The sequence below is a fragment of the Micromonospora sp. URMC 106 genome (assembly GCF_051386395.1).
In the GTDB taxonomy this organism is placed as follows: domain Bacteria; phylum Actinomycetota; class Actinomycetes; order Mycobacteriales; family Micromonosporaceae; genus Micromonospora.
The window spans coordinates 103,995-123,518 of record NZ_JBPQTP010000005.1; the positions used below are offsets into that span (position 1 = coordinate 103,995).

19 protein-coding genes are annotated in these 19,524 nt (G+C 71.5%); 9 read left to right on the top strand and 10 right to left on the bottom strand.

Annotation, left to right across the window (positions count from 1 at the left end; all coding sequences use genetic code 11):
- Positions 1–73: 73 nt before the first annotated feature.
- Positions 74–2,944 (bottom strand): ricin-type beta-trefoil lectin domain protein, encoded by a 2,871-nt coding sequence (locus tag ACSNOB_RS02985; RefSeq protein WP_436685032.1) that lies wholly within the window; start codon positions 2,942–2,944, stop codon positions 74–76.
- A gap of 275 nt (positions 2,945–3,219) precedes the next feature.
- Positions 3,220–4,242: a zinc-dependent alcohol dehydrogenase family protein gene (locus ACSNOB_RS02990; protein ID WP_436685033.1), complete on the bottom strand. Its 1,023-nt coding sequence runs from the start codon at positions 4,240–4,242 to the stop codon at positions 3,220–3,222.
- 269 nt (positions 4,243–4,511) lie between these two features.
- On the opposite strand from ACSNOB_RS02990, the gene ACSNOB_RS02995 reads away from it, so the two are divergent.
- The 4 genes from ACSNOB_RS02995 to ACSNOB_RS03010 all read left to right on the top strand — a co-directional run bounded on the left by ACSNOB_RS02995 (position 4,512) and on the right by ACSNOB_RS03010 (position 9,448).
- Positions 4,512–5,405: a helix-turn-helix transcriptional regulator gene (locus tag ACSNOB_RS02995; protein WP_436685034.1), complete on the top strand. Its 894-nt coding sequence runs from the start codon at positions 4,512–4,514 to the stop codon at positions 5,403–5,405.
- Positions 5,406–5,721: 316 nt separating this feature from the next.
- Positions 5,722–6,150, top strand: coding sequence for a Fur family transcriptional regulator (locus tag ACSNOB_RS03000; protein ID WP_436685035.1), 429 nt, complete (start codon positions 5,722–5,724; stop codon positions 6,148–6,150).
- A gap of 23 nt (positions 6,151–6,173) precedes the next feature.
- On the top strand, positions 6,174–8,450 hold the full coding sequence (gene katG, locus ACSNOB_RS03005) for a catalase/peroxidase HPI (RefSeq protein WP_436685036.1): 2,277 nt from the start codon (positions 6,174–6,176) through the stop codon (positions 8,448–8,450).
- Between the two features lie 260 nt (positions 8,451–8,710).
- Entirely contained in the window at positions 8,711–9,448 is a 738-nt protein-coding gene (locus tag ACSNOB_RS03010) for a VOC family protein (protein WP_436685037.1), read from the top strand.
- Between the two features lie 336 nt (positions 9,449–9,784).
- On the opposite strand, the gene ACSNOB_RS03015 is transcribed toward ACSNOB_RS03010, so the two are convergent.
- Positions 9,785–10,201 (bottom strand): SgcJ/EcaC family oxidoreductase, encoded by a 417-nt coding sequence (locus tag ACSNOB_RS03015; RefSeq protein WP_436685038.1) that lies wholly within the window; start codon positions 10,199–10,201, stop codon positions 9,785–9,787.
- A gap of 188 nt (positions 10,202–10,389) precedes the next feature.
- On the opposite strand from ACSNOB_RS03015, the gene ACSNOB_RS03020 reads away from it, so the two are divergent.
- Both ACSNOB_RS03020 and ACSNOB_RS03025 read left to right on the top strand, forming a co-directional pair.
- Positions 10,390–10,809: an SRPBCC family protein gene (locus ACSNOB_RS03020; RefSeq protein WP_436685039.1), complete on the top strand. Its 420-nt coding sequence runs from the start codon at positions 10,390–10,392 to the stop codon at positions 10,807–10,809.
- Positions 10,806–11,390, top strand: coding sequence for a TetR family transcriptional regulator (locus tag ACSNOB_RS03025; protein ID WP_436685040.1), 585 nt, complete (start codon positions 10,806–10,808; stop codon positions 11,388–11,390). The genes ACSNOB_RS03020 and ACSNOB_RS03025 overlap by 4 nt, the downstream gene beginning before the upstream one ends.
- Here the strand turns inward: ACSNOB_RS03025 and ACSNOB_RS03030 are convergent.
- Entirely contained in the window at positions 11,376–11,981 is a 606-nt protein-coding gene (locus tag ACSNOB_RS03030) for a flavodoxin family protein (RefSeq protein ID WP_436685041.1), read from the bottom strand. The genes ACSNOB_RS03025 and ACSNOB_RS03030 overlap by 15 nt on opposite strands.
- A gap of 84 nt (positions 11,982–12,065) precedes the next feature.
- On the opposite strand from ACSNOB_RS03030, the gene ACSNOB_RS03035 reads away from it, so the two are divergent.
- Positions 12,066–12,443 (top strand): MarR family winged helix-turn-helix transcriptional regulator, encoded by a 378-nt coding sequence (locus ACSNOB_RS03035; protein WP_436685042.1) that lies wholly within the window; start codon positions 12,066–12,068, stop codon positions 12,441–12,443.
- Positions 12,444–12,519: 76 nt separating this feature from the next.
- On the opposite strand, the gene ACSNOB_RS03040 is transcribed toward ACSNOB_RS03035, so the two are convergent.
- Complete coding sequence (locus ACSNOB_RS03040) at positions 12,520–13,425, bottom strand: hypothetical protein (protein ID WP_436685043.1); 906 nt, start codon at positions 13,423–13,425, stop codon at positions 12,520–12,522.
- Between the two features lie 199 nt (positions 13,426–13,624).
- On the bottom strand, positions 13,625–14,560 hold the full coding sequence (gene sigJ / locus ACSNOB_RS03045) for an RNA polymerase sigma factor SigJ (protein WP_436685044.1): 936 nt from the start codon (positions 14,558–14,560) through the stop codon (positions 13,625–13,627).
- 141 nt (positions 14,561–14,701) lie between these two features.
- Between sigJ and wrbA the strand changes: the two genes are divergently transcribed.
- Both wrbA and ACSNOB_RS03055 read left to right on the top strand, forming a co-directional pair.
- Positions 14,702–15,361: an NAD(P)H:quinone oxidoreductase gene (gene wrbA / locus ACSNOB_RS03050; RefSeq protein WP_436685045.1), complete on the top strand. Its 660-nt coding sequence runs from the start codon at positions 14,702–14,704 to the stop codon at positions 15,359–15,361.
- A 360-nt stretch (positions 15,362–15,721) separates the two neighbouring features.
- A complete protein-coding gene (locus tag ACSNOB_RS03055; RefSeq protein WP_436685046.1) occupies positions 15,722–16,228 on the top strand; it encodes a hypothetical protein in 507 nt (168 codons plus the stop codon).
- 159 nt (positions 16,229–16,387) lie between these two features.
- Here ACSNOB_RS03055 and ACSNOB_RS03060 read toward each other — a convergent pair whose 3' ends face one another.
- From ACSNOB_RS03060 to ACSNOB_RS03075, 4 genes are read right to left on the bottom strand one after another with little or no spacing between them, the layout of a single operon-like run.
- Positions 16,388–16,888: a MauE/DoxX family redox-associated membrane protein gene (locus ACSNOB_RS03060; protein WP_436685047.1), complete on the bottom strand. Its 501-nt coding sequence runs from the start codon at positions 16,886–16,888 to the stop codon at positions 16,388–16,390.
- A gap of 3 nt (positions 16,889–16,891) precedes the next feature.
- Complete coding sequence (locus ACSNOB_RS03065) at positions 16,892–17,203, bottom strand: S24/S26 family peptidase (protein ID WP_436685048.1); 312 nt, start codon at positions 17,201–17,203, stop codon at positions 16,892–16,894.
- Positions 17,200–18,978 (bottom strand): ABC transporter ATP-binding protein, encoded by a 1,779-nt coding sequence (locus ACSNOB_RS03070; protein ID WP_436685049.1) that lies wholly within the window; start codon positions 18,976–18,978, stop codon positions 17,200–17,202. Before ACSNOB_RS03070 ends, ACSNOB_RS03065 begins: the two co-directional genes overlap by 4 nt.
- A gap of 3 nt (positions 18,979–18,981) precedes the next feature.
- Positions 18,982–19,464 carry a hypothetical protein gene (locus ACSNOB_RS03075; protein ID WP_436685050.1) on the bottom strand — a complete coding sequence of 161 codons (483 nt, stop codon included), beginning with the start codon at positions 19,462–19,464 and terminating at the stop codon, positions 18,982–18,984.
- Between the last annotated feature and the right edge of the window lie 60 nt (positions 19,465–19,524).

Consider the following 19,524-nt stretch of genomic DNA (forward strand, 5'->3'; position numbering starts at 1 on the left):
CGTCGACCTCGTTTGACGAAGGGGCGGGGCCGCCCGGACCGGAGAGGTGCGGGCGGCCCCGGAGGTGCTGCGGTCAGGCGTCCGCGCCGTCGCCGTCGACGAGTGGGATGCGGTTGCCGCCTGCGCCGATCACCCAGTGCTGGTGTGCGCCGCCCGCGTACGTCCAGATCTGGATCTGCGTGCCGTCGGTTGCGGAGCCGCCCGCGGCTTCGAGCACCTTGCCCGACTGGGGGTTGAGGATCGAGCCGTTCGCCTGCGGCTGCCACACCTGGGCGCCGCTGCCGTTGCAGGTGTACAGCTGCACCTTGGTGCCGTTGGCGTTGCCGCCATTCGACACGTCCAGGCACTTGCCGAGGGCCCGGAAGGTGTCGCCGACCCGGGTCCACTGCTGGGCGTTGGTGCCGTTGCACGTCCAGAGCTGGATCTTCGTCCCGTCGGCGGTGCCCGCGTTGCTGACGTCGAGGCACTTGCCGCCGATGCCGGTGACGGTGCCGCCGCCACCGGGTCCGTACACCTCGAATTCGTAGATCCGGGCCGCCGGATCGGCGGTGCTGGTCGGGGCGGTGACGTTGAGGCGGACGTAGCGGGCGGAGACCGTTGCCACCTGGTGGGTGGTGGTGCTGGCGGTGTTGCCGGTGGCCGTCGCCCGGGTGCTCCAGGTCGTGCCGTCGGTGCTGGTGGCGATGGTGAAGTCCTTCGTGTTCCAGGCGGGGTCCTCCCCTCCCGCGCCGGCGTGCTTGAGGACGAACCGGGTCACCTCCCGGCTGGTGCCGAGGTCCACCTGGAGGTACTTGGTGGTGCCCTTCGAGCACCACTTGTCGCCGTTGCCGCCGGAGACGCTGCCGTTGACGGCCTTCTCCGGGCCCTCGGTGGCCCCGCAGGAACTGTCGGCGGTGGCCGGCCGGTTCAGCGCCAGGTTGGGACCGTCGACCGGCGGCGGGGTGCTGCCGGGGATGGCGTTGAGCGTGTACCAGGCCTCGGTGCTCCACAACGGCTGGCCGGTGGACGAGGTGAACGGCCGCGGCGAGCGGAGGTACACGACGTGCCCGGCCTTGCGGCCCGCAACGGTGAGGGTGACTGTCCTGCGGTCGGCGGACAGGGTCGCCGCGGAGACCTGCAACGCCCCCTCGTCGAGCTTCGGGCCGCCGTAGCTGGCGGTGGGCTGGTAGCGCCACTGCTTGATCTGGTAGCGCGAGGCGAGCTCCGCCGCGGTCTCGGTGGACAGCGGCTGCGTGTATTCGATCTGGAAGCCGCCTGCGGTGGCGCGCATTTCGAGCATGTCGAAGGTGCTGGTGCCGTTGGGGGTGAGCTTCTGCAGGCCGTACGACAGCTTGCCCTCCTGGCCCCAGTTCCCTCCTGCGCCGAGCCCGCCGACGTAGATGGCTCCGTCCGGGCCGAGGTTGACCTCCGAGACCCCGGCCTCCAGGCCCTGAGTCATCCGGAACAGCGCGCCCTGGTATTCGCCGTTGACCTTCTCCAGGTAGGCCCGCTGGAGCCCGCCGTAGGTCACGTCACCGATCACCAGTTGCCCGGCGAAGGTGCCGCTGGGCAACCGCAGCGGAGTGCTGGGGGAGTTGGCGATCTCGTTCTGTGGCATCCAGAGCACGGGCGGGGTGACCGGGTTGCCGTCGAACGGGCCGGCCGGGTTCATGTAGTGGTTGAAGAACCGGTCCTGCTTGATGTGCAGCAGCTTCGACGAGGGCAGCCAGCCGCCCTGGTTGTCGGTGACGAAGATGCCCCCCTCGGGACCCCAGCCGATGCCGTGCGGCGTCCGCAGGCCCCCGGCGACGTAGGAGAGCGCGCCGGTGTCCTTGTGGACCTTGACCGTGGTGCCCCGGTTCGGCGCCGGCTGCGGGTTGGTGGTCGCGCCGCCGTAGTTGATGGACACCGACAGGTTGAGGTAGAAGTACGGCGCCTGGTAGAGCAGGCCGAACGCGAACTCGTGGAAGTTCCCTCCGTAGGGCCAGGTGGCGACCGTCTGGTACTGGTCGGCGACCTCGTCGCCGTTGGTGTCGACGAGCCGGGTCAGCCGCTGCTTCTCCGACACGTAGACGACCCCGTCGACGACCTTCAGGCCCATCGGCTCCTTGAGGTTGTCGCCGATCTTCTTGGTGGTGACGTTGCCGGGGCCGGTCGAGCCACCGGTGTTGTCGAGGATGTACACCTCGCCGTCCTGCGACGTGCCGGACTGGTCGTTGCCGCCCCACGTGGAGATGACCAGCCGGCCGTCGGCGAGCCAGTCCATGCCGGTGACCTTGGGTTGGAAGCCGTTGGGCCGCAGGTTGGTCAACGTGTAGCCGGGATGCACACCGGTCAGCGGCAGGCCGTCGCCGGGTGAGTCGAAGACCCCCTCGCACTCCTTGCGGCCGGGGGCGGTGACCCGGACGACGCCGGCGTCGGTGCTCAGGGCCGAGTTGGGCACCACGACGAACGACGAGGAACCCGGGGTCTTCCACTCCAGCGTGACCTGCTGCCCGCCGGTGCGATCGAAGTGGTCGATGCGCAGCGCGTGCATGCCCGCCGAGAGGGTCACCGTCCCCTCCTTCGGTGTCGGCCCGTGCAGGCCGTCGTGGTCGATGACCACGGAGGTGCCGATGGTGAGTTTCGATCCGTCGTCGCTGGTCAGCCGGAACGCGTACGCGCCGGCCTGGGTGACGTTGATGTTGCCGAGCACCTCCGTCACGAAGTAATCGTCGAACCCGAAGTCCGCCGTCGAGGTCCAGTTGACCGTGGACATCAGCTTGTCGACGTTCGGTGTCTGACCGGGCTTGAGGGTGCAGAGCTCGTCGAGCGGTACCTGTACGTCGTACACGCGCAGGGTGACGCCCGGTTCCTGGGCGGGGGCCGCCGCGGCCGGCGTGGCCGACAGGCCGGTGGCGGCGAGGACGAGTGCGATCGAACCTAGGACAGGACTGCGGAATCGGCGCGGCAGCCGTGTGCCCATCGTTCCTCCCGGGAGGCAGTAGGGGTGGGGACGGCCGGCCGCGGGAGTGCGTTGGGGGAGGCGGCAGCCGTCGACCCCGTGCCAGGGGCAATCGACGCCGACGATGTGCGCCACCTGGAACGCGGGGTGATGCACCAAGACATTAAACTACTTCGATTGATCGGTCCAGAACTTTCGCTCCATCGAGCAAAAGTGATGCCTGATCAGACGAAAGCAGCAGCCGTCTCGCGGCGGCACCGGTTGCCCGCCGCGCTGGCGAGCAACCGGTGCGGCCGTTACGGGCGCAGCAGGGTCTTGATGGCGCGGCGGCTGTCCATGGCTCCGTAGCCCTCGGCGGCCTCCTCGAGGGGCAGGTCGAGGTCGAAGACCCTGCCCGGGTTGATCGTGCCGTCGCCGATCAGGCGCATCAGGTCCGGCAGGAACCGGCGTACCGGTGCGGGGCCACCGTGCAGGTGCACCAGGGACCAGAACATCTCCATGCCGGGCAGGGCCACGTCGTGGGTGACGCCGACGAAACCGATGTGCCCGTTGGGGCGGGCGCAGTGGATGGCCTGCATCATCGACTCCTGCGTGCCCACCGCCTCAACCACCGAGTGCGCGCCGAGCCCGCCGGTCATGTCCTTGATCCTCGCCACGCCCGCGTCGCCGCGTTCGGTGACGATGTCCGTCGCGCCGAACTCCCGCGCCAGCTTCTGCCGGGACTCGTGCCGGCTCATCGCGATGATGCGCTCCGCGCCCAGTTGCTTGGCCGCCAGGACGGCGAGCAGGCCGACCGCGCCGTCGCCGACGACCGCGACGGTCTTGCCGGGGCCGACCTCGGCGGCGACCGCGGCGAACCAGCCGGTGCCCAGCACGTCGGAGGCGGCCAGATAGCTGGGGATCAGGTCGGCGGGCGGCACCTCGGGCGTGGCGACCAGGGTGCCGTCGGCCAGCGGCACCCGCAGGTACTGCGCCTGCGAGCCGAACATGCCCATCGGCACCCGGTGCGGACAGGCGGACTGGTAGCCGTCTCGGCAGATCTGGCAGGTGTTGTCGGATGCCCAGAACGAGCCGACCACGAACTGGCCCGCCTTGACGCCGGTGACGTCGCCGCCGACCTCTTCGACGATGCCGACGTACTCGTGGCCCATCGGCGTCGGGCCCGCCAGCTTCTCGACCCCGCGGTACGGCCACAGGTCCGAGCCGCACACGCAGGTCGCCGACACGCGGATGACCGCGTCGGTGGGCTGCTCGATCCGCGGATCCGGGCGGTCCTCCACCCGGACGTCGCCGGGGGCGTGCATGACAACGCCACGCATGATGTTCTCCTTGTCAGGGTTGAGGCAGTCGTTTCGCTTGTCTGAATGACCGGCGCGCTCGGTCCGAGGCGGGGGACCACGCCCGGGATCGCCGAGGTGCGAACACTCGGGCCGATACCGAGCAGACCGGAACACTTCCGGCCATACCGCCGGAGGGACAGCGTCACGTCATCCAGGTAACCCCCGTTTCGCCCCGGCAGGGAGTTCCTGGTGAAGGATGTACCGGCAGTGCATCCCTACCGCGGCCCACGCCCCGTAGGGTCGAAAGCGTGGACAACCGTGACCAGGTCCGCGACTTCCTCATCTCGCGCCGAGCCAAGATCACCCCGGAGCGGGCCGGGCTGCCGGCCGGCACCCGGCGCCGCGTGAAAGGGCTACGCCGCAGCGAGGTCGCCGCGCTCGCCGACGTCAGCGTCGAGTACTACGGCAAGCTCGAACGCGGCAACCTCGCCGGCGGCTCTCCCGGCATCCTCGAAGCCGTCGCCCGCGCCCTGCAGTTGGACGACGCCGAACGCGCCCACCTGCTCCACCTTGCCCAGGCCGCCGAAGGCTCGGACGCGCTCACCCGGCCACGCCAGCGCCCGGGCAGGCAGACGCCGCTGCACCGCAGCCTGCAGTGGACCCTGGACGCGATCACCGCCGGGCCCGCATACGTCAGCAACGGACGCCTGGACGTGCTCGCGGCCAACCAGCTCGCCCGCGCCTTCTTCAGCGACGTCTACGCCACCGGCGACCCGCAGCCGCCCAACCTGGTCCGCTACCAGTTCCTCGACCCCGCCGCCCGCCGCTTCTACCTCGACTGGGAGCTGATGGCCGACGTCACCGTCGACGTCCTGCGCACCGAGGCCGGCCGTGACCCCCGCGACAAGGACCTCCACGACCTCGTCGGGGAGCTGTCGACCCGCAGCGACGCCTTCCGTACCCGGTGGGGCGCCCACAACGTCCGCCGCCCCGGCACCGGCACCAAACGCTTCCACCACCCCGTCGTGGGCGACCTCACGCTCGCGTTCGAGACCCTCGCGATGACCGCCGAGCCGGGGCTCACCCTCGTCATCTACAGCGCCGAGCCCGGCACCGCCTCCGAAGAGAACCTCTGGCTGCTCGACTCCTGGGCAGCCTCGCCGGACGTCAGCTCCTCCACGCGGCCGCTCTCGGCCGGGTGAATCCCACGGAATCCCCCGGAAGCAGCCTGGGCCGTTGGCTCCGCCGTGGCGCGGGCGAGCCGGGTAGCGGCTTCGGAGGCGGTTGGTCCGGGCCATGATCGGAGCCCGCTGCGACCAGTCGTGGCCCGAGCCGCTGCCCTGCGCCCGCGTCGGGGTGATCGCAGCGGCCGGCGTCGAGATCGACACCGCGGGCGAGCGCGAGCTGCGGCGGCACCGTGTCCGGTATGCGCGCCGCCGACCGGTCTGCCTCGAAAGTGTGCGGGTGGAGTCGTGGCAAAACTTGATTCATTCCAAAAGAGTGGACTATGTTCGTCGCATGACGTCCGACTTCGAGGCCCAGCTGCGGGCGGTCTCGTTGCGGGTGACCCGGCCCCGGATGGCGGTGCTCGCAGCGCTGCGCGACCACCCGCACGTCGACACCGACACGGTGATCGCGCTGGTGCGGGCGGAGCAGCCCACGGTCTCCCACCAGGCGGTGTACGACGTGCTGCGCGCGCTCACCGACGCCGGGCTGGTGCGGCGCATCCAGCCTGCCGGTGCGACCGCCCGGTACGAGTCCCGGGTGGGGGACAACCACCACCATGTCGTGTGCCGCTCCTGCGGCGCGATCGCCGACGTCGACTGCGCCGTCGGCCATGCTCCCTGTCTCACCGCCTCCGACGACCACGGCTTCACGGTCGACGAGGCGGAGGTCGTCTACTGGGGCACCTGCCCCGACTGTGCGACCGAACGCACCTCCCAGTGATCCGCCAGTTCGGAAGGAAGTAGATGAGCGACATCCAGGACAACGCCCCCTCCAGCGCCCAGGGCGTGGACAAGAAGGCGGCGGCCGGCTGCCCGATCGCGCACGACTCGGTGACCGCGCACGGCAGCGAGAGCGAGAACCCGGCGATCGACTCGCCGACGCCGAAGACCGGAGGTCGTCCGCGCACCAACCGCGACTGGTGGCCCAACCAGCTCGACCTGTCGGTGCTGCACGCCCACTCGTCCAAGGCCAACCCGCTGGGGGAGGGCTTCAGCTACGCCAAGGAGTTCGCCAAGCTCGACGTCGAGGCCCTCAAGCAGGACATCGTCAAGGTCCTCACGACGTCGCAGGACTGGTGGCCGGCCGACTTCGGCCACTACGGCGGCCTGATGATCCGGATGAGCTGGCACGCCGCGGGCACCTACCGCATCCACGACGGTCGCGGCGGCGCCGGCGACGGCGGTCAGCGGTTCGCCCCGCTCAACAGCTGGCCGGACAACGCCAACCTCGACAAGGCCCGCCGCCTGCTGTGGCCGGTCAAGCAGAAGTACGGCCAGAAGATCTCGTGGGCCGACCTGCTCGTGCTCGCCGGCAACGTCGCCCTGGAGTCGATGGGCTTCAAGACCTTCGGCTTCGGCTTCGGCCGGGAGGACGTCTGGGAGCCGGAGGAGATCTTCTGGGGTCCGGAGGACACCTGGCTCGGCGACGAGCGCTACGTCTCCGAGAAGGAGATGGCGGCCGACGTCGGGGCGACCGAGATGGGTCTCATCTACGTCAACCCGGAGGGCCCGCGCGGCAACGCGGACCCGGCCGCGGCGGCGCACTTCATCCGCGAGACCTTCGCCCGGATGGCGATGAACGACGAGGAGACCGTCGCCCTCATCGCCGGTGGCCACACCTTCGGCAAGACCCACGGCGCCGGCGTCGCCGACGACCACGTGGGTCCCGAGCCCGAGGCCGCCCCGCTGGAGGCGCAGGGCCTGGGCTGGTTGAGCACCTACGGCACCGGCAAGGGCCCGGACACGATCACCAGCGGCCTCGAGGTGACGTGGACCGACCGGCCGACGCAGTGGAGCAACCGGTTCTTCGAGATCCTCTTCGGCTACGAGTGGGAACTGACCACGAGCCCCGGTGGGGCGAAGCAGTGGGTCGCCAAGGATGCCGAGGCGATCATTCCGGACGCCCACGACCCGTCGAAGAAGCACAAGCCGACGATGCTCACGACCGACCTGGCGCTGCGCGTCGACCCGACGTACGAGAAGATCTCGCGTCGTTTCCTGGAGAACCCCGACGAGTTCGCGCTGGCGTTCGCCAAGGCCTGGTACAAGCTGCTGCACCGCGACATGGGGCCGGTGAGCCGCTTCCTCGGGCCGTGGGTCCCGGAGCCCCAGCTGTGGCAGGACCCGGTGCCCGCCGTCGACCACGAGCTCGTGGGTGACGCCGACGTCGCGGCCCTCAAGGCGAAGGTCCTGGAGTCCGGCCTCACGACCGCCCAGCTGGTCTCCACCGCCTGGGCCTCGGCCGCCAGCTACCGGTCCACCGACAAGCGCGGCGGCGCCAACGGCGCGCGGATCCGTCTGGAGCCGCAGCGCAGCTGGGAGGTCAACCAGCCCGAGCAGCTCGCGACGGTCCTGGAGACCCTCGAGGGCATCCGGCGGGAGTTCAACTCCGCCGGCGGCGCGAAGATCTCGCTCGCGGACCTGATCGTGCTGGCCGGCTCGGCCGCCGTCGAGAAGGCGGCGCGCGACGCCGGCGTCGAGGTGACCGTGCCGTTCCGGCCGGGCCGCACCGACGCCACGCAGGAGCAGACCGACGTCGAGTCGTTCCGGGTCCTCGAGCCGCGCGCCGACGGGTTCCGCAACTACCTGCGTCCGGGCGAGAAGACCCAGCCGGAGGTGCTGCTCGTCGACCGTGCCTACATGCTCAACCTGACGGCGCCCGAGATGACCGTCCTCGTCGGCGGCCTGCGCTCCCTCGGGGCCAACGTCGGCGGCGCGCGGCACGGCGTCCTCACCGATCGGCCCGGCGTGCTCACGAACGACTTCTTCGTCAACCTGCTCTCTCCGGGCACCCGGTGGAAGGCGTCGGAGTCCGAGGAGCACGTATACGAGATCCGGGACCTGGCCACCGACGAGGTGAAGTGGACCGCCACCGCGGTCGACCTCATCTTCGGCTCCAACTCCCAGCTGCGGGCCCTCGCGGAGGTCTACGCCAGCCAGGACGCGCGCGAGAAGTTCGTGGCGGACTTCGTCGCAGCCTGGACCAAGGTCATGGAACTCGACCGGTTCGATCTGGTCTGACCGGCTCTGAACGGCGAGCCCCGGTCGATCCACCAGCGATCGACCGGGGCTCGCCGGCCATTCGGTTCCTCACCCGTGTCGGGCACCGCGGCCGACGGGTGTGGGCGAGCCGGCGGGATCGCGGCTGTGCTCCGGGCCCCGGGCTGGTTCAACGTCGGAGTCGCGCCCCAGGTTCAGGCTCCGGGTCACAGCTGGTCGCTGCACGACCTACCGGAGACCTCCCCAAGTGCTGATCTTCGGCGGGCCCTAGTATCGCCGGCATGGCAACGCGGCTTGTGCAGATCAACATGAAGGCTCAGGACGACTCCGCGCTGGGCGGTTTCTGGGCGGAGGTGCTCGGTTGGGGAATCTCCAGCGAGGGACCCGGCGTGACCAACCTCGAACCCGAGGGCTTCGTCTACCCCGACCCCGTCGCTGTCTGCATCGACCTCATCGTCTCCCCGGAACCCAAGACGGTGAAGAACCGCGTGCACGTCGACCTCGCCACCACCTCGGCGGCCCACCAGGCGGAGGTCGTCGCGCGCCTGAAGGATCTCGGCGCGACACCTGCCGACGTGGGCCAGGGCGACGTCCCGTGGACGGTCATGGCCGACCCGGAGGGCAACGAGTTCTGCGTGCTGGACCCCCGACCGCTCTACCGGGACACCGGACCGATCGCCGCGGTTGTGGTCGACTGCGCGGATCCGCGAGCCATGGCCCGCTTCTGGGGCAGTGCCATGGACTGGGTCCTGCACGAAGTGACCGACCACAAGGCCGTACTGCGCTCCGCCAAGGGCGTCGGACCATATCTGCAGTTCGTCCGCACACCCGACGTCAAGACCGTGTGGAACCGCGTCCACCTCGACGTCCGCCCGTACCCGGGTGACGACCCGGAGGCCGAGGCGGCGAGACTGCAGGCTCTCGGCGCGACCGTCATCGACCTGGGCCGGGACGACATCCCGTGGACCGTCCTCGCAGACCCGGAAGGCAACGAGTTCTGCCTCCTCGCCCCAAGCTGACCCGAACCCTCGTCAGCGGCCCACTTCGGCCCGGACTCTGCGACGTGCCTCACCTGGGTGAAGATCGCGGTCGGCCCCGAGCGTGAACCAACGGTCGGGGCCACCGCGCGACGAGCCACCGCTCGGGCGGCCAGGGTGCGGCCACCCGCCGCTCGGGCAGGGGCGTCATCGAGGTCGCGGCGCCGACGGGTGCGTCGGCCGTAGCGTCGTGCGGCGGCCGGCGGACACGAGGTGGTGGAGATTGTCCGCCAGCGGGCCGGCCCGGACGGCGCCGGCGGCCGCACCGTCCTCGGCGATGCGGGTCCGGCGAGCACGGCTGGGAGACGCCCTGAGGGCTCAGCCGTTGGCCGCTACGCCCGTGTTCTGGTTGGCGGTCAGCAGCCACCGACCGTCCTCCTTGGACATCACGTACATCGGAGTGCCCTCGCCCTGCTCGGTCAGCAGCTCGCCCGCGGGCGAGAAGTACCGCTGGCGGACCTTGACCGCGGCCACGTCCGGCCGGATGAAGAGCACGTGCACGACCTCGTACGAGGGAACGAGACCCTTCATCGCGCCGGGTAGCACCTGCCGGGTGAAGGCGGCGATCGCGTCCCGCCCGATGAGGAGCTTGCCGGCCCCGGTCGTCCAGATGGCGTCCTCGCGGAACAGCGAGACGAACTCCTCGACCAGTTCGTTGCGCTGGGCGTGTTCGACGGTGGCGACGACCTGCGTAATGGCAGCGATCTCGGACTCGAAGTCAGCAACTCGGTTCATGACCTAGATCTTGGAACCTGAACCCTGCTTGAGATCAATACCCGAGTGATCTGGGGAACAGGGGTCGCCGTCGTCGTCGAGCGGGCTGTACGGAGGCGCGATGGGCACCACCAACCGGCGGACCACAGTCGACCGACCCGGTGGGCCAAGGCCGGCGGGCGCGATCGACCGCATGTACCATCTGGTACATGCGATATGAGCAGACGATCACGGCGGCGGCGACGCAGGCACGTGCCTGGGAGGCGCTGGCCGCGGTGACCACCTGGCCCCGGTGGACCAGGTCCATCCAGGACGTGCGGCCGCTCGACGGCGGCGATCTGGCGCTCGGGCACCGGTTCCGGATCAGGCAGCCGGGCATGCCCACCCTGGTCTGGCGGGTCAGCGCGGTACGGGCGGGCGAATCATTCACCTGGGAGACCCGCTCCCTCGGCGTGCACACGTCCGGCTATCACCGGCTGGCCACCAACCCGGACGGCACGACTCAGATCACCATCGGCGTGGACCAGACCGGCCCGCTCGCGGGACTGCTCAACGTGCTGATGGGCGGCAAGACCCGCCGGTTCCTGGCGCTCGAGGCCGCCGGTCTCAAGGCGGCCAGCGAGGAATGAGCGCCGCCCGCGAGGCCCTCCTCGACCGGTGCCTGGCATACCTGCAGGAGACCGGCTTCAGTGACCTCAGCGTTCGAGAGATCGCCGCGGGTGTCGGCACCAGCCACCGCATGCTCATCTACCACTTCGGCACCCGTGAGCAGTTGCTCGTCGCCGTCGTGGAGCGGGTCGAGGCGATCCAGCGGGCAGCGCTGGCCGACCTTGTCTCGTCCGACGGTGACCTGGCCGAGGTGGGCCGGCAGTTCTGGCGCCGGGTCAGCGATCCGGCGCTGGCACCGGCGACTCGGCTGTTCTTCGAGATCTACTCGCACGCCCTCTACCGGCGCCCGTGGACGGACTCCTTCCGGGACGCGGTCGTCGCGGCCTGGGCCGAGCCGCTCACCGAACTGCTGGTGCAGCGGGGTCTCGATCCGGCCGAAGCGCGGCGGCGGGCCAGGTTGGGCCTGGCCGCCGCCCGGGGGTTGATCCTGGACCTGCTGGTCACCGGCGAGCGCGAGATCGTCGACGCCGCCGGCGACCTACTGTCCGAGCTGCTGACTCAGCCGCTGACCGCCACAGCCCGCGCCCTAGTCGCCGAGTGACGCGACGGGCATCGGCTCGTGCGCAGGCCCGTCCCCGAGCGCGGGCTGGCCGAAGAAGGTGTCGGCGGCTCGGAGTGCGGTGGCGTCGCGCAGGATGTCGCCCGGGCGGTTGGCGTAGCCGAGCAGTGCGCCGCCCCAGCGCATGCCGAGGTACTCGGCACTCAGGCGCAGGCTCGCCACCAGAGGGTCCGCCTTCGCCGGATCCTCGTCGCTGATCGCGCTGACCGCCCACATCGTCCGGCCACGCATGTTCGCCCGGAAGTCGGTGTGGGGGATCCGGAGCCAGCCGGCCCAGTGGTCGAGGTAGAGCTTTGTGGCGGCGCTGACGTTGTACCAGTACAGCGGGGAGGCGATGACCAGGTCGGTGGCGGCGAGCGTCTCGGTGAGCAGCAGCGCCTCGTTGCCGGTGGGCTGGGGGTAGCGGCCGTCGCCGCCGGCGTGCCGGATGTCGGCGAACGGGGAGAGCGGGTGCTCGTCCAGACGGAGCCAACGCTGTTCGGCGCCGGCCGGGAGCGCGTCGGCCGCGCGCCGGGCCAACAGCTCGGTGTTGCCGCCGTGGCGCGAGCTGCCCAGGAGGAAGAGAAACCGCATCGCTGCATCCCCATGTCTATCCAGATGAATGTATCCGTGAGAAACTATCCGAGTGGATGTAGTCTGGTCAAGAAGGGAGGCGCCATGACGCTGACGACAGCGGCCGCGGCGCGGGCAACTCGCTGGCAGGAGCTGAATCGCCTCCACGCGACCGTGAGCCGGCGGCTGGAGCAGGCGTTGCGCGCCGGTCACGAACTGACCCCGCCCGAGTACGAGATCCTCGCCGTCGTGGCCCGCAGCGACAGCGGCTGCCTGCGGATGCAACGGGCCGCCGAACTCGTCGGCCTGCCGCAGAGCACCACCAGCCGGCTGGTCGCCCGGCTGGAGAGCGCCGGCCTGCTCGAGCGCTACCTGTGCGACACGGACCGGCGGGGCGTCTACACGCAGATCACCCAGGCCGGGCGCGACGTTCAGGCGGCGGCCGCGGCCACGTACGACGAGGTGCTGCGCGAGGTGCTGTGAGCCCCGCTCGGGCGACCCGGCCGGCAGTGCGACAGGCGCGGAACTCCGCCGCCCGCCCACGATCGGCAGGAAACGCCTACGCCGTCGCGGCGTTGCGGGACGCCGCCAGGGCGCCGACCGTGAGCAGCGTCGGCCCGGCGAGCGCCACGGCGGCCCGCACCGCCGCCGAGACGTCCGCCGCGCCTGCCGCCGAGCTGGCCACTGTGCCAACCACCGAGACGGCGACGGTGCCCGACTGCGTGGAATGGTCACTCCTGTTCGAGAACGTCCACCAGGTGAACCAGCTGCTGGCGAGGTCGTCGGCGGTGACGGCCGCCGTCACCGCGATCAGCAGCGCCCCGAGCGGCACGAGCGCCGCCCGGTCAGCGCGCGTACCCGACCGCGCCACCACTCCCGCCGCCAGCAGGGTGGCCAGCAGCGCCGGCCACGCGGCCCCGAGCAGGCCGAGCGGCGGGGCGTCGTCGATCCGGGACCAGACGTTGGCACCGACCACGGCGAGCAGCAGCACAGCGGCGACCCCGGCCAACCTGGCGGCCTTCGGCTGCTCACGAACCGGCAGTGCGACCACCGCCACCGCGAGACAGAGCACCCCGAGCATCAGCGCGACGGCGCTGAGCCGCTCCTGGCCGATCAGCTGCCGCCATTGCTCAAGCGTCGTCGCCGGGACCTGGACCTGACCCGTCGGCGTGAAACCACCGCCCAGCGGCGCGTAGAAGGGGGTGAACCAGCGGACATCGGCTGGCCGCTCGGGGAACCACCAGAGTTCCACGGTGGTGGGCACCGCGAACAGGGCGATGCCGGCAGCCAGCGCCGGCCGTACGCGCGGCAGGGTGGGGCCGGCGAACAGCACGTACCCGATAAGCGCCGCCGATGCGGCGAGACCAGACTGCGTGGCGGCCCGCTCGGCGGAGACCAGTGCCGTCACGACCGACAGCGCGCCGGTCGTGATGGACACCATCAGCAGGACACGCGTGGGGCGCACGGCCAAGGATCATGCCACGGACGGAGCCGCAACGGGTGCCGCCCACAGTCGCCCACGCCGACTCTCCTTCCCAGCAACATGACAGCAGCGGGCTCGGAGTTGACCGCACGGGCGTGGACAACCATCGGCACGCGAAGAGTGGGACCGGCGGGCACGACCAACGCCGCCGCGGGACCAGGGACCGCGCATGGCGCGGCTGTCAGCCCGTCGTCCAGGAGCGGAGCTTGTCGGGGTTGAGTACCGCCCAGATGTGATTGATCCGGTTACCCGAGACGTCGAACGCCATCACCGACACGGTGACGCCGTCCAGTCGGGCCACCAGCCCCGGCTGACCGTTGACCGTGCGCTCCTCGAGGGTCACGCCGGGCGCCGCGGCGGGCCGGTCGGCGAAGAAGCGGGCGACCTGCTCGGCGCCTTCGATCGGGTGGAGCGCTGCCGTGACGAGTCCGCCGCCGTCGCCGGTCGCCGTGGCATCGGGGGCCAGCAGACCGATGAGGGCGTCGATGTCCCTGGCCTCCCATGCCTGCTTGAAGGCCCTGACGACGTCGGCACGCTGGGCCACCAGGACCGGGCCGGGTCGCGCGGCGCGAATGCGCCGGCGGGCCGAAGAGGCCAACTGGCGGCATGCCGCCGGGCTCCGGCCGACGATCTCGGCCACCTCGGCGAAGGGGTAGCGGAAGACATCGTGCAGGACGAACGCGACGCGTTCGGCCGGGGTCATCGCCTCCAGCACGACGAGGAAGGCCATGTTGACCGACTCGTCGAGGGTGACCCGGTCGGCCGGGTCCTCGCTGCCGGCGCCCGGCCGCCCACCGATCCACTCCGCACGGTCGGGCAGCGGCTCCGGGATCCATTCGCCCACGTACCGCTCGCGTCTGGCCCGCGCCGAGCCGAGCAGGTCGAGGCAGATCCGGCTGGCGACGGTCGTCAGCCAGGCGCCGGGGGAGTCGATGGCTTCCTGCTGCCGCGGCGACATGGTGTACCAGCGGGCGTAGGTCTCCTGTACGACATCCTCGGCGTCGGCCAGGGAGCCCAGCAGCCGGTACGCGAGGTTGGTCAGCTGACGCCGCTCACTCATGATCGCGCTCAGGCCCGGATCGGGCTGGCCGTGTCCCGGCCCGGATGGGTTGGTCATGGTGTCACCGGCTTCCTCCGACGATCTGCCTCACCCCCTACGACGAGCCGTCGTGGCGAGATGTGAGGCCGGGACGTCGCCTCACATCTCGCAGGGCTGCCTCGTCGTACCGGTCGGACCCGCACAGGAAGGAACCCGAGCATGGAACCCGTGAACGTCGCGGTCATCTACTACAGCGCCACCGGCACCATACATACCCTGGCCCGAGCCGCCGTCGAGGGCGCGGAGAAGGCCGGCGCCAACGTGCGGCTGCGCAAGGTCGCCGAGACGGCCGCACCGGAGGCGGTCAGCGCCAGGCCGGAGTGGGACCGACACCTGAAGGACACCGCCGACGTGGCCGAGGCCAGCCACGACGACCTGGAGTGGGCCGACGCGGTGCTGTTCGGCGCCCCCACCCGCTTCGGCAACCCGGCCAGCCAGCTCAGGGCGTTCCTCGACACCACCGGCCCCCTGTGGTTCCACGGAATGCTCGCGGACAAGGTGTACTCGGCCTTCACCGCCTCCAACACCGCCCACGGCGGGCAGGAATCCACCCTCCTGGCGCTGGCGAACACGTTCTACCACTGGGGCGGCATCATCGTGCCCCCCGGCTACACCGACCCCGTTCAGTTCCAGTCAGGCAACCCCTACGGCACCTCGCACGTCGTCGGCGACGGCCCACCCGGTGAGGTGGCCCTGCAGGCGGCGCGCTACCAGGCCCGCCGCGTCGTCGACACGGCGGCCTGCCTCAAGGCGGGCCGCGCCGCGTGCGGGGTTCGGGATCAGGCTCCGGGCACATCCGATGCCGGAGTGACCTCCTGAGGATCACGGCGCCGGGCGCCGGCCCGGGCCCACCTGTCGGCGGTCCCGGGGCGGCACCGGTCGGCCTCGTCGTTCCCGAGGTGACGGCGAGCGTGAACGGTCTCGGGCGCGGTGCCCGGCGGCAGCCTCGCCGTTGTCGCGCCCGCTCTGCCTGTGCGGCCGTCAGCGCGCGCGGTCGCCTCGGCGCGACCGGCCAGCCGTACCGGCCTGCGCCCAGGCACGGGTCGTCAGCGCCGAAAGCGATCGTGAACGCTGACGTGGTGGACAACCCCGGTGCCGCCGTTACGGCGCGGTGTAGTGCGGCAGCCGGGCTTGATTATCCGTTAGGGTGACGCCATGCCGACGGTGCCGCGAGGACACGTGCCTGGCCGAACCGCGCTCACCAGCTCCGACACCGACCACGGGCCGCGCCAGGCGAACCCGCCCCCCAGCGGAGTCGGGCGGCTGGTGTCGCGGGCCCTGAGGCTCCCGCTGCTGCTGATCGGCCCGTTCATGGTGTACGCCGCCGCCTTCCTCGCCACCGGCGAGCCCACCGTCAACCGGTGGATCATGGCGGTCGCCGGGGTCGGGGTCACCGGGTCGTGCGTCATGCTGGCCCTGCGCGAAGCGCGGCTGGATGACCGTGCCCGACGGGACCAGCGTCGGCTGGAGGCGGTCGGGGTCGCCGCAACCGCCGAGATCACCGCCGTGCGGCCCACCTCGCTCGGCGAGGAGAGCGGGATCGAGCTGAGCCTGCTGATCAGCGGGCCCGGATTCGAACCGTTCGCATCCGCCTCGCGGTGCAAGGAGCACCCGGGCCTGGAGGTCGGGGCGCGACTCAACGCCGTGGTCGACCCGACCGACCGGCTGTACGCGATCGTGCCCTGAGTCTCGCGTGGCCTCTGCTCGGCACGCTCGGTAGGTCCCCGGTAGGCGCCGGATCCGACGGCCGGCGCTCCGTCGCGTGGCGCATGAGCGCGCTCCCTGTGCGGTCGACAGGAGGCACGAGCGCAACGCCGTGGACGGCCGATCCCACCGGCTCGGAGGTCACGTCCGGTCGGGTGCGCCCAACAGGTAGCGCAGGTCGTCCAGCATGACGACCAGCACACCGACGATCAGCGCGCCGACGACGGCCAGGACCGCTTCGCCCGGGCGCACCGGGCCGGCCGGTGCGAGCGCGCCGACGATCGCGCAGCCGATGAGGAACGCGTTGCGCCACACGTGGTGCCGGCCCAGAGGCGCGGCCGTGCGGCCGAAACAGCGGCAGGTGGCGCCGCCCCGCCGCAGGTTGCCGGCGATGGCGGCGGTGAAGGCGAGCAGCAGGGCGGCCGAGGAGAGGAAGCCGGCCAGCGGGAACACCGCAAGCAGGGCAACGGCGGTGAACTCGCCGGCGACCACGGCCGCGGCCAGTGGGCCGGCCGGCCGGTAGCCCATGTCGCGCACCGACTGCGTGAACTCGCGGTAGGCGGCCCGCCCGGAGACCTTGCCGACCGCCGCCGCCAGCAGGACCGTGCCGAGCAGTACCCGGCACCCGATCTCGACGTACATGTGTCATCGCCTCCCTGTGGCCACGCCGAGGATCGCCTCGCGGGGCACCGCCCCGAAATGTCGCGAGTCCTGGCTGCGGGCGTTGTCCCCGCGCACCGTCACCGCACCGTCGGGTTCGACCCGGTGTACTCGTTTGACCATCCACGTCAGGTCCGCGCCCGGGACGACGTCGCGGGCCCGGAAGACGACGAGGTCACCGGGGGCCGGTGTCCGCCCGACCCGGACGATGATCCGGTCGCCGTCCTGCAGTGTCGGCGCCATGCTGTGCCCGCGTACGACCACCAGACGCCAGCGGCGGCGCAGCCAGCCGGTCATGACACCGCCAGTTGGTAGCCGTCGGCCTGGAGGCGGAACAGCCGCGCGTACTCGCCGTCGGCCGCCATCAGCTCGTCGTGCGCGCCCGATTCGACGACGCGTCCGGCGTCCAGTACGACGATGCGCTGCGCGTCGCGCAGGGTGCTGAGCCGGTGGGAGATCAGGAGCCCGGTGCGGCCGTGGCGGATCCGGGCCAGCGAGGCGTGCACGCGGGTTTCGGCGTCGGCGTCGAGCCCGGAGCTGGGCTCGTCCAGGATGAGCAGGTCGGCGTCGGCGCGCATCAGGGACCTGGCGAGCGCGACCCGCTGCCACTGCCCGCCGGAGAGCGTCACCCCGGGCTCGCCGTCCTGGTCGGCGAAGGTGCGGCTGAGCAGCGTGGCGTACCCGTGGGGGAGGGCGCGGAGGCGGTCGTGGATCTCGGCGCGGGCGGCGGCGTCCTCGACCTGCTCGGCCGTGTGCGGCAGCCGGCCGATGCCGACGTTCTCCGCCGCGGTGAGGTCGTAGCACATGAAGTCCTGGAACACCGCCCCCATCCGCCGGCGCAGCGTCTCGACCCGCAGCTCGCGCAGGTCCACGCCGTCCCAGGTGATCCGGCCGCGGTCGGGGTCGTAGAACCGGCAGAGCAGCTTGACGAGGGTGCTCTTGCCGGCTCCGTTGAGGCCGACCAGCCCGACGGCCTCACCGGCGGGGATCGTGAGGTCGAGGCCCTGGAGGATCCAGGGACCGCCCTCGTCGTAGCGGAACCACACGTCCTCGAACCTGATCCCGTCGCGCAGCGGCGGCGCCGGCAGGGTCCCGTCGGCCAGGTCGGCGGGGCTGTCGAGGACGGCGACGAAGTGCCGGAACAGCCGCACGGCCGTGCCGGCCTCGCCGAGCTGGCCGGCGATGCCCGCCAGGCCGCTCTGTGTCGCGGCGAACGCGGCCAACAGCAGGGTGAGGTCGCCGAGGCTGAGCCGGCCGCGGACCGCGGCGTTCACCGCGATCACCGTCGCCGTGAGGGTGACGGCGGCACCGGCCAGCGCCCAGCAGGTCTGCACGACCGTGGCGTGCCGCGCGGCGTCCAGCTCGATCCGGGAGGCCGCCCGCACCGCCCCGGTGAGCCGGTCGTGGAAGAACCGGCCGAGGTGGTAGAGGCGCACCTCCCGGACGGCACGCAGGTCGGTCAGCACGGTCTGGAACAGGAACCGGGCCCGGAACAGGCCGGCGCTGTCCTCCACGGCCCGCGCGGCCCGCCGGGACAGCCGCAGCTGGATGAGGAACTCGGGCACGGCCACGGCGAGCAGGAGCAGGCCGGCCGGCGGCCAGAGGGACGCCAGGATCGCGGCGAAACCGCCGATGGTGACGACGTTCTGGGCCACGTCGACCGCGAACATGACGACCACGTACGGCGCCTGGGTGGCGGCCTGCTGGGCCAGCGCCAGCCGGTCGCGCAGTGCCGGCTGCTCGAACGGGCCCAGCCCGACGAAGGTGTTCAGTTTGCGGTACAGCCGCACGTCGGCGGCGATCGTGATCGCGTTCTGCAGGGCTGTGGTGAAGTAACCGGACACGCGGCTGGCGATCGCCGCCAGTGCGCCCAGGACGGCGATCGCCACGGCGTACCAGGTGGCGGTCGCCGGGTCGGCCGAGCGGCCCCTGCCGACCTCGTCGAACAGCAGCTTCGTGAACCACGCGACGCCGATCGGGGGCGCCGCGCCAATGACGACGAGGGCGACCGTGGCGGCGAGCGCCCTGGGGTCTGCGCAGCCCAGTCGCAGGGCGGCTCGCAGCGTGGTCATGCCTCAGGCCAGGACCGGAAGCTGGTGGCTGGAGTTGACGACGACGCCGTCGACGACCGACAGCACGGCGGGGAAACCCTTGACCCCGAACTCCTTCTCGGCCTGATCCTCGTTGATGGTCGCCGTGTCGAAGTCGGCCAGGCGGGGCGCCATCGCCGCCGTCTCCTCCGCCATGCCGATCATGAACACGAAGGTGTCGTGCCGGTAGCGTCGGGCGTCGGCGGTGAGGGTGTCCAGGAGGGTCTGACACGGCGGACAGGTGGGGGTCAGCATGACCACCGTGCGCCGGCCGGCGGTCAGGTCGACGTGCGGGAAGCCGGTGACCTCCAGGCCCGGGGCGGGCAGCACCTCGGGGGCGGCCCCGCCGTCGTGGGCGGTGGCGGTCTGCGTCTCACGTAGCCGCCGGGCGAGGGCCAGGGTCAGGACAAGGTTGAGCACGGCGACCGCCCCGATCACGGCGATGGCGGCGTAGGCGAAACCCGGCATGGGAACTCCTCAGCGAATCAGCGGGGGGTGGGGGGGGCCCCCCCCCCCCCCCCCCCCCCC

What these genes read in the sequence shown, in the direction of transcription:
- ACSNOB_RS02985 (WP_436685032.1), bottom strand. Translation starts at nt 2,944, where the DNA reads ATGGGCACACGGCTGCCGCGCCGATTCCGCAGTCCTGTCCTAGGTTCG.
- ACSNOB_RS02990 (WP_436685033.1), bottom strand. Translation starts at nt 4,242, where the DNA reads ATGCGTGGCGTTGTCATGCACGCCCCCGGCGACGTCCGGGTGGAGGAC.
- ACSNOB_RS03000 (WP_436685035.1), top strand. Translation starts at nt 5,722, where the DNA reads ATGACGTCCGACTTCGAGGCCCAGCTGCGGGCGGTCTCGTTGCGGGTG.
- katG (WP_436685036.1), top strand. Translation starts at nt 6,174, where the DNA reads ATGAGCGACATCCAGGACAACGCCCCCTCCAGCGCCCAGGGCGTGGAC.
- ACSNOB_RS03010 (WP_436685037.1), top strand. Translation starts at nt 8,711, where the DNA reads ATGGCAACGCGGCTTGTGCAGATCAACATGAAGGCTCAGGACGACTCC.
- ACSNOB_RS03015 (WP_436685038.1), bottom strand. Translation starts at nt 10,201, where the DNA reads ATGAACCGAGTTGCTGACTTCGAGTCCGAGATCGCTGCCATTACGCAG.
- ACSNOB_RS03020 (WP_436685039.1), top strand. Translation starts at nt 10,390, where the DNA reads ATGCGATATGAGCAGACGATCACGGCGGCGGCGACGCAGGCACGTGCC.
- ACSNOB_RS03025 (WP_436685040.1), top strand. Translation starts at nt 10,806, where the DNA reads ATGAGCGCCGCCCGCGAGGCCCTCCTCGACCGGTGCCTGGCATACCTG.
- ACSNOB_RS03030 (WP_436685041.1), bottom strand. Translation starts at nt 11,981, where the DNA reads ATGCGGTTTCTCTTCCTCCTGGGCAGCTCGCGCCACGGCGGCAACACC.
- ACSNOB_RS03035 (WP_436685042.1), top strand. Translation starts at nt 12,066, where the DNA reads ATGACGCTGACGACAGCGGCCGCGGCGCGGGCAACTCGCTGGCAGGAG.
- sigJ (WP_436685044.1), bottom strand. Translation starts at nt 14,560, where the DNA reads ATGACCAACCCATCCGGGCCGGGACACGGCCAGCCCGATCCGGGCCTG.
- wrbA (WP_436685045.1), top strand. Translation starts at nt 14,702, where the DNA reads ATGGAACCCGTGAACGTCGCGGTCATCTACTACAGCGCCACCGGCACC.
- ACSNOB_RS03060 (WP_436685047.1), bottom strand. Translation starts at nt 16,888, where the DNA reads ATGTACGTCGAGATCGGGTGCCGGGTACTGCTCGGCACGGTCCTGCTG.
- ACSNOB_RS03065 (WP_436685048.1), bottom strand. Translation starts at nt 17,203, where the DNA reads ATGACCGGCTGGCTGCGCCGCCGCTGGCGTCTGGTGGTCGTACGCGGG.
- ACSNOB_RS03070 (WP_436685049.1), bottom strand. Translation starts at nt 18,978, where the DNA reads ATGACCACGCTGCGAGCCGCCCTGCGACTGGGCTGCGCAGACCCCAGG.
- ACSNOB_RS03075 (WP_436685050.1), bottom strand. Translation starts at nt 19,464, where the DNA reads ATGCCGGGTTTCGCCTACGCCGCCATCGCCGTGATCGGGGCGGTCGCC.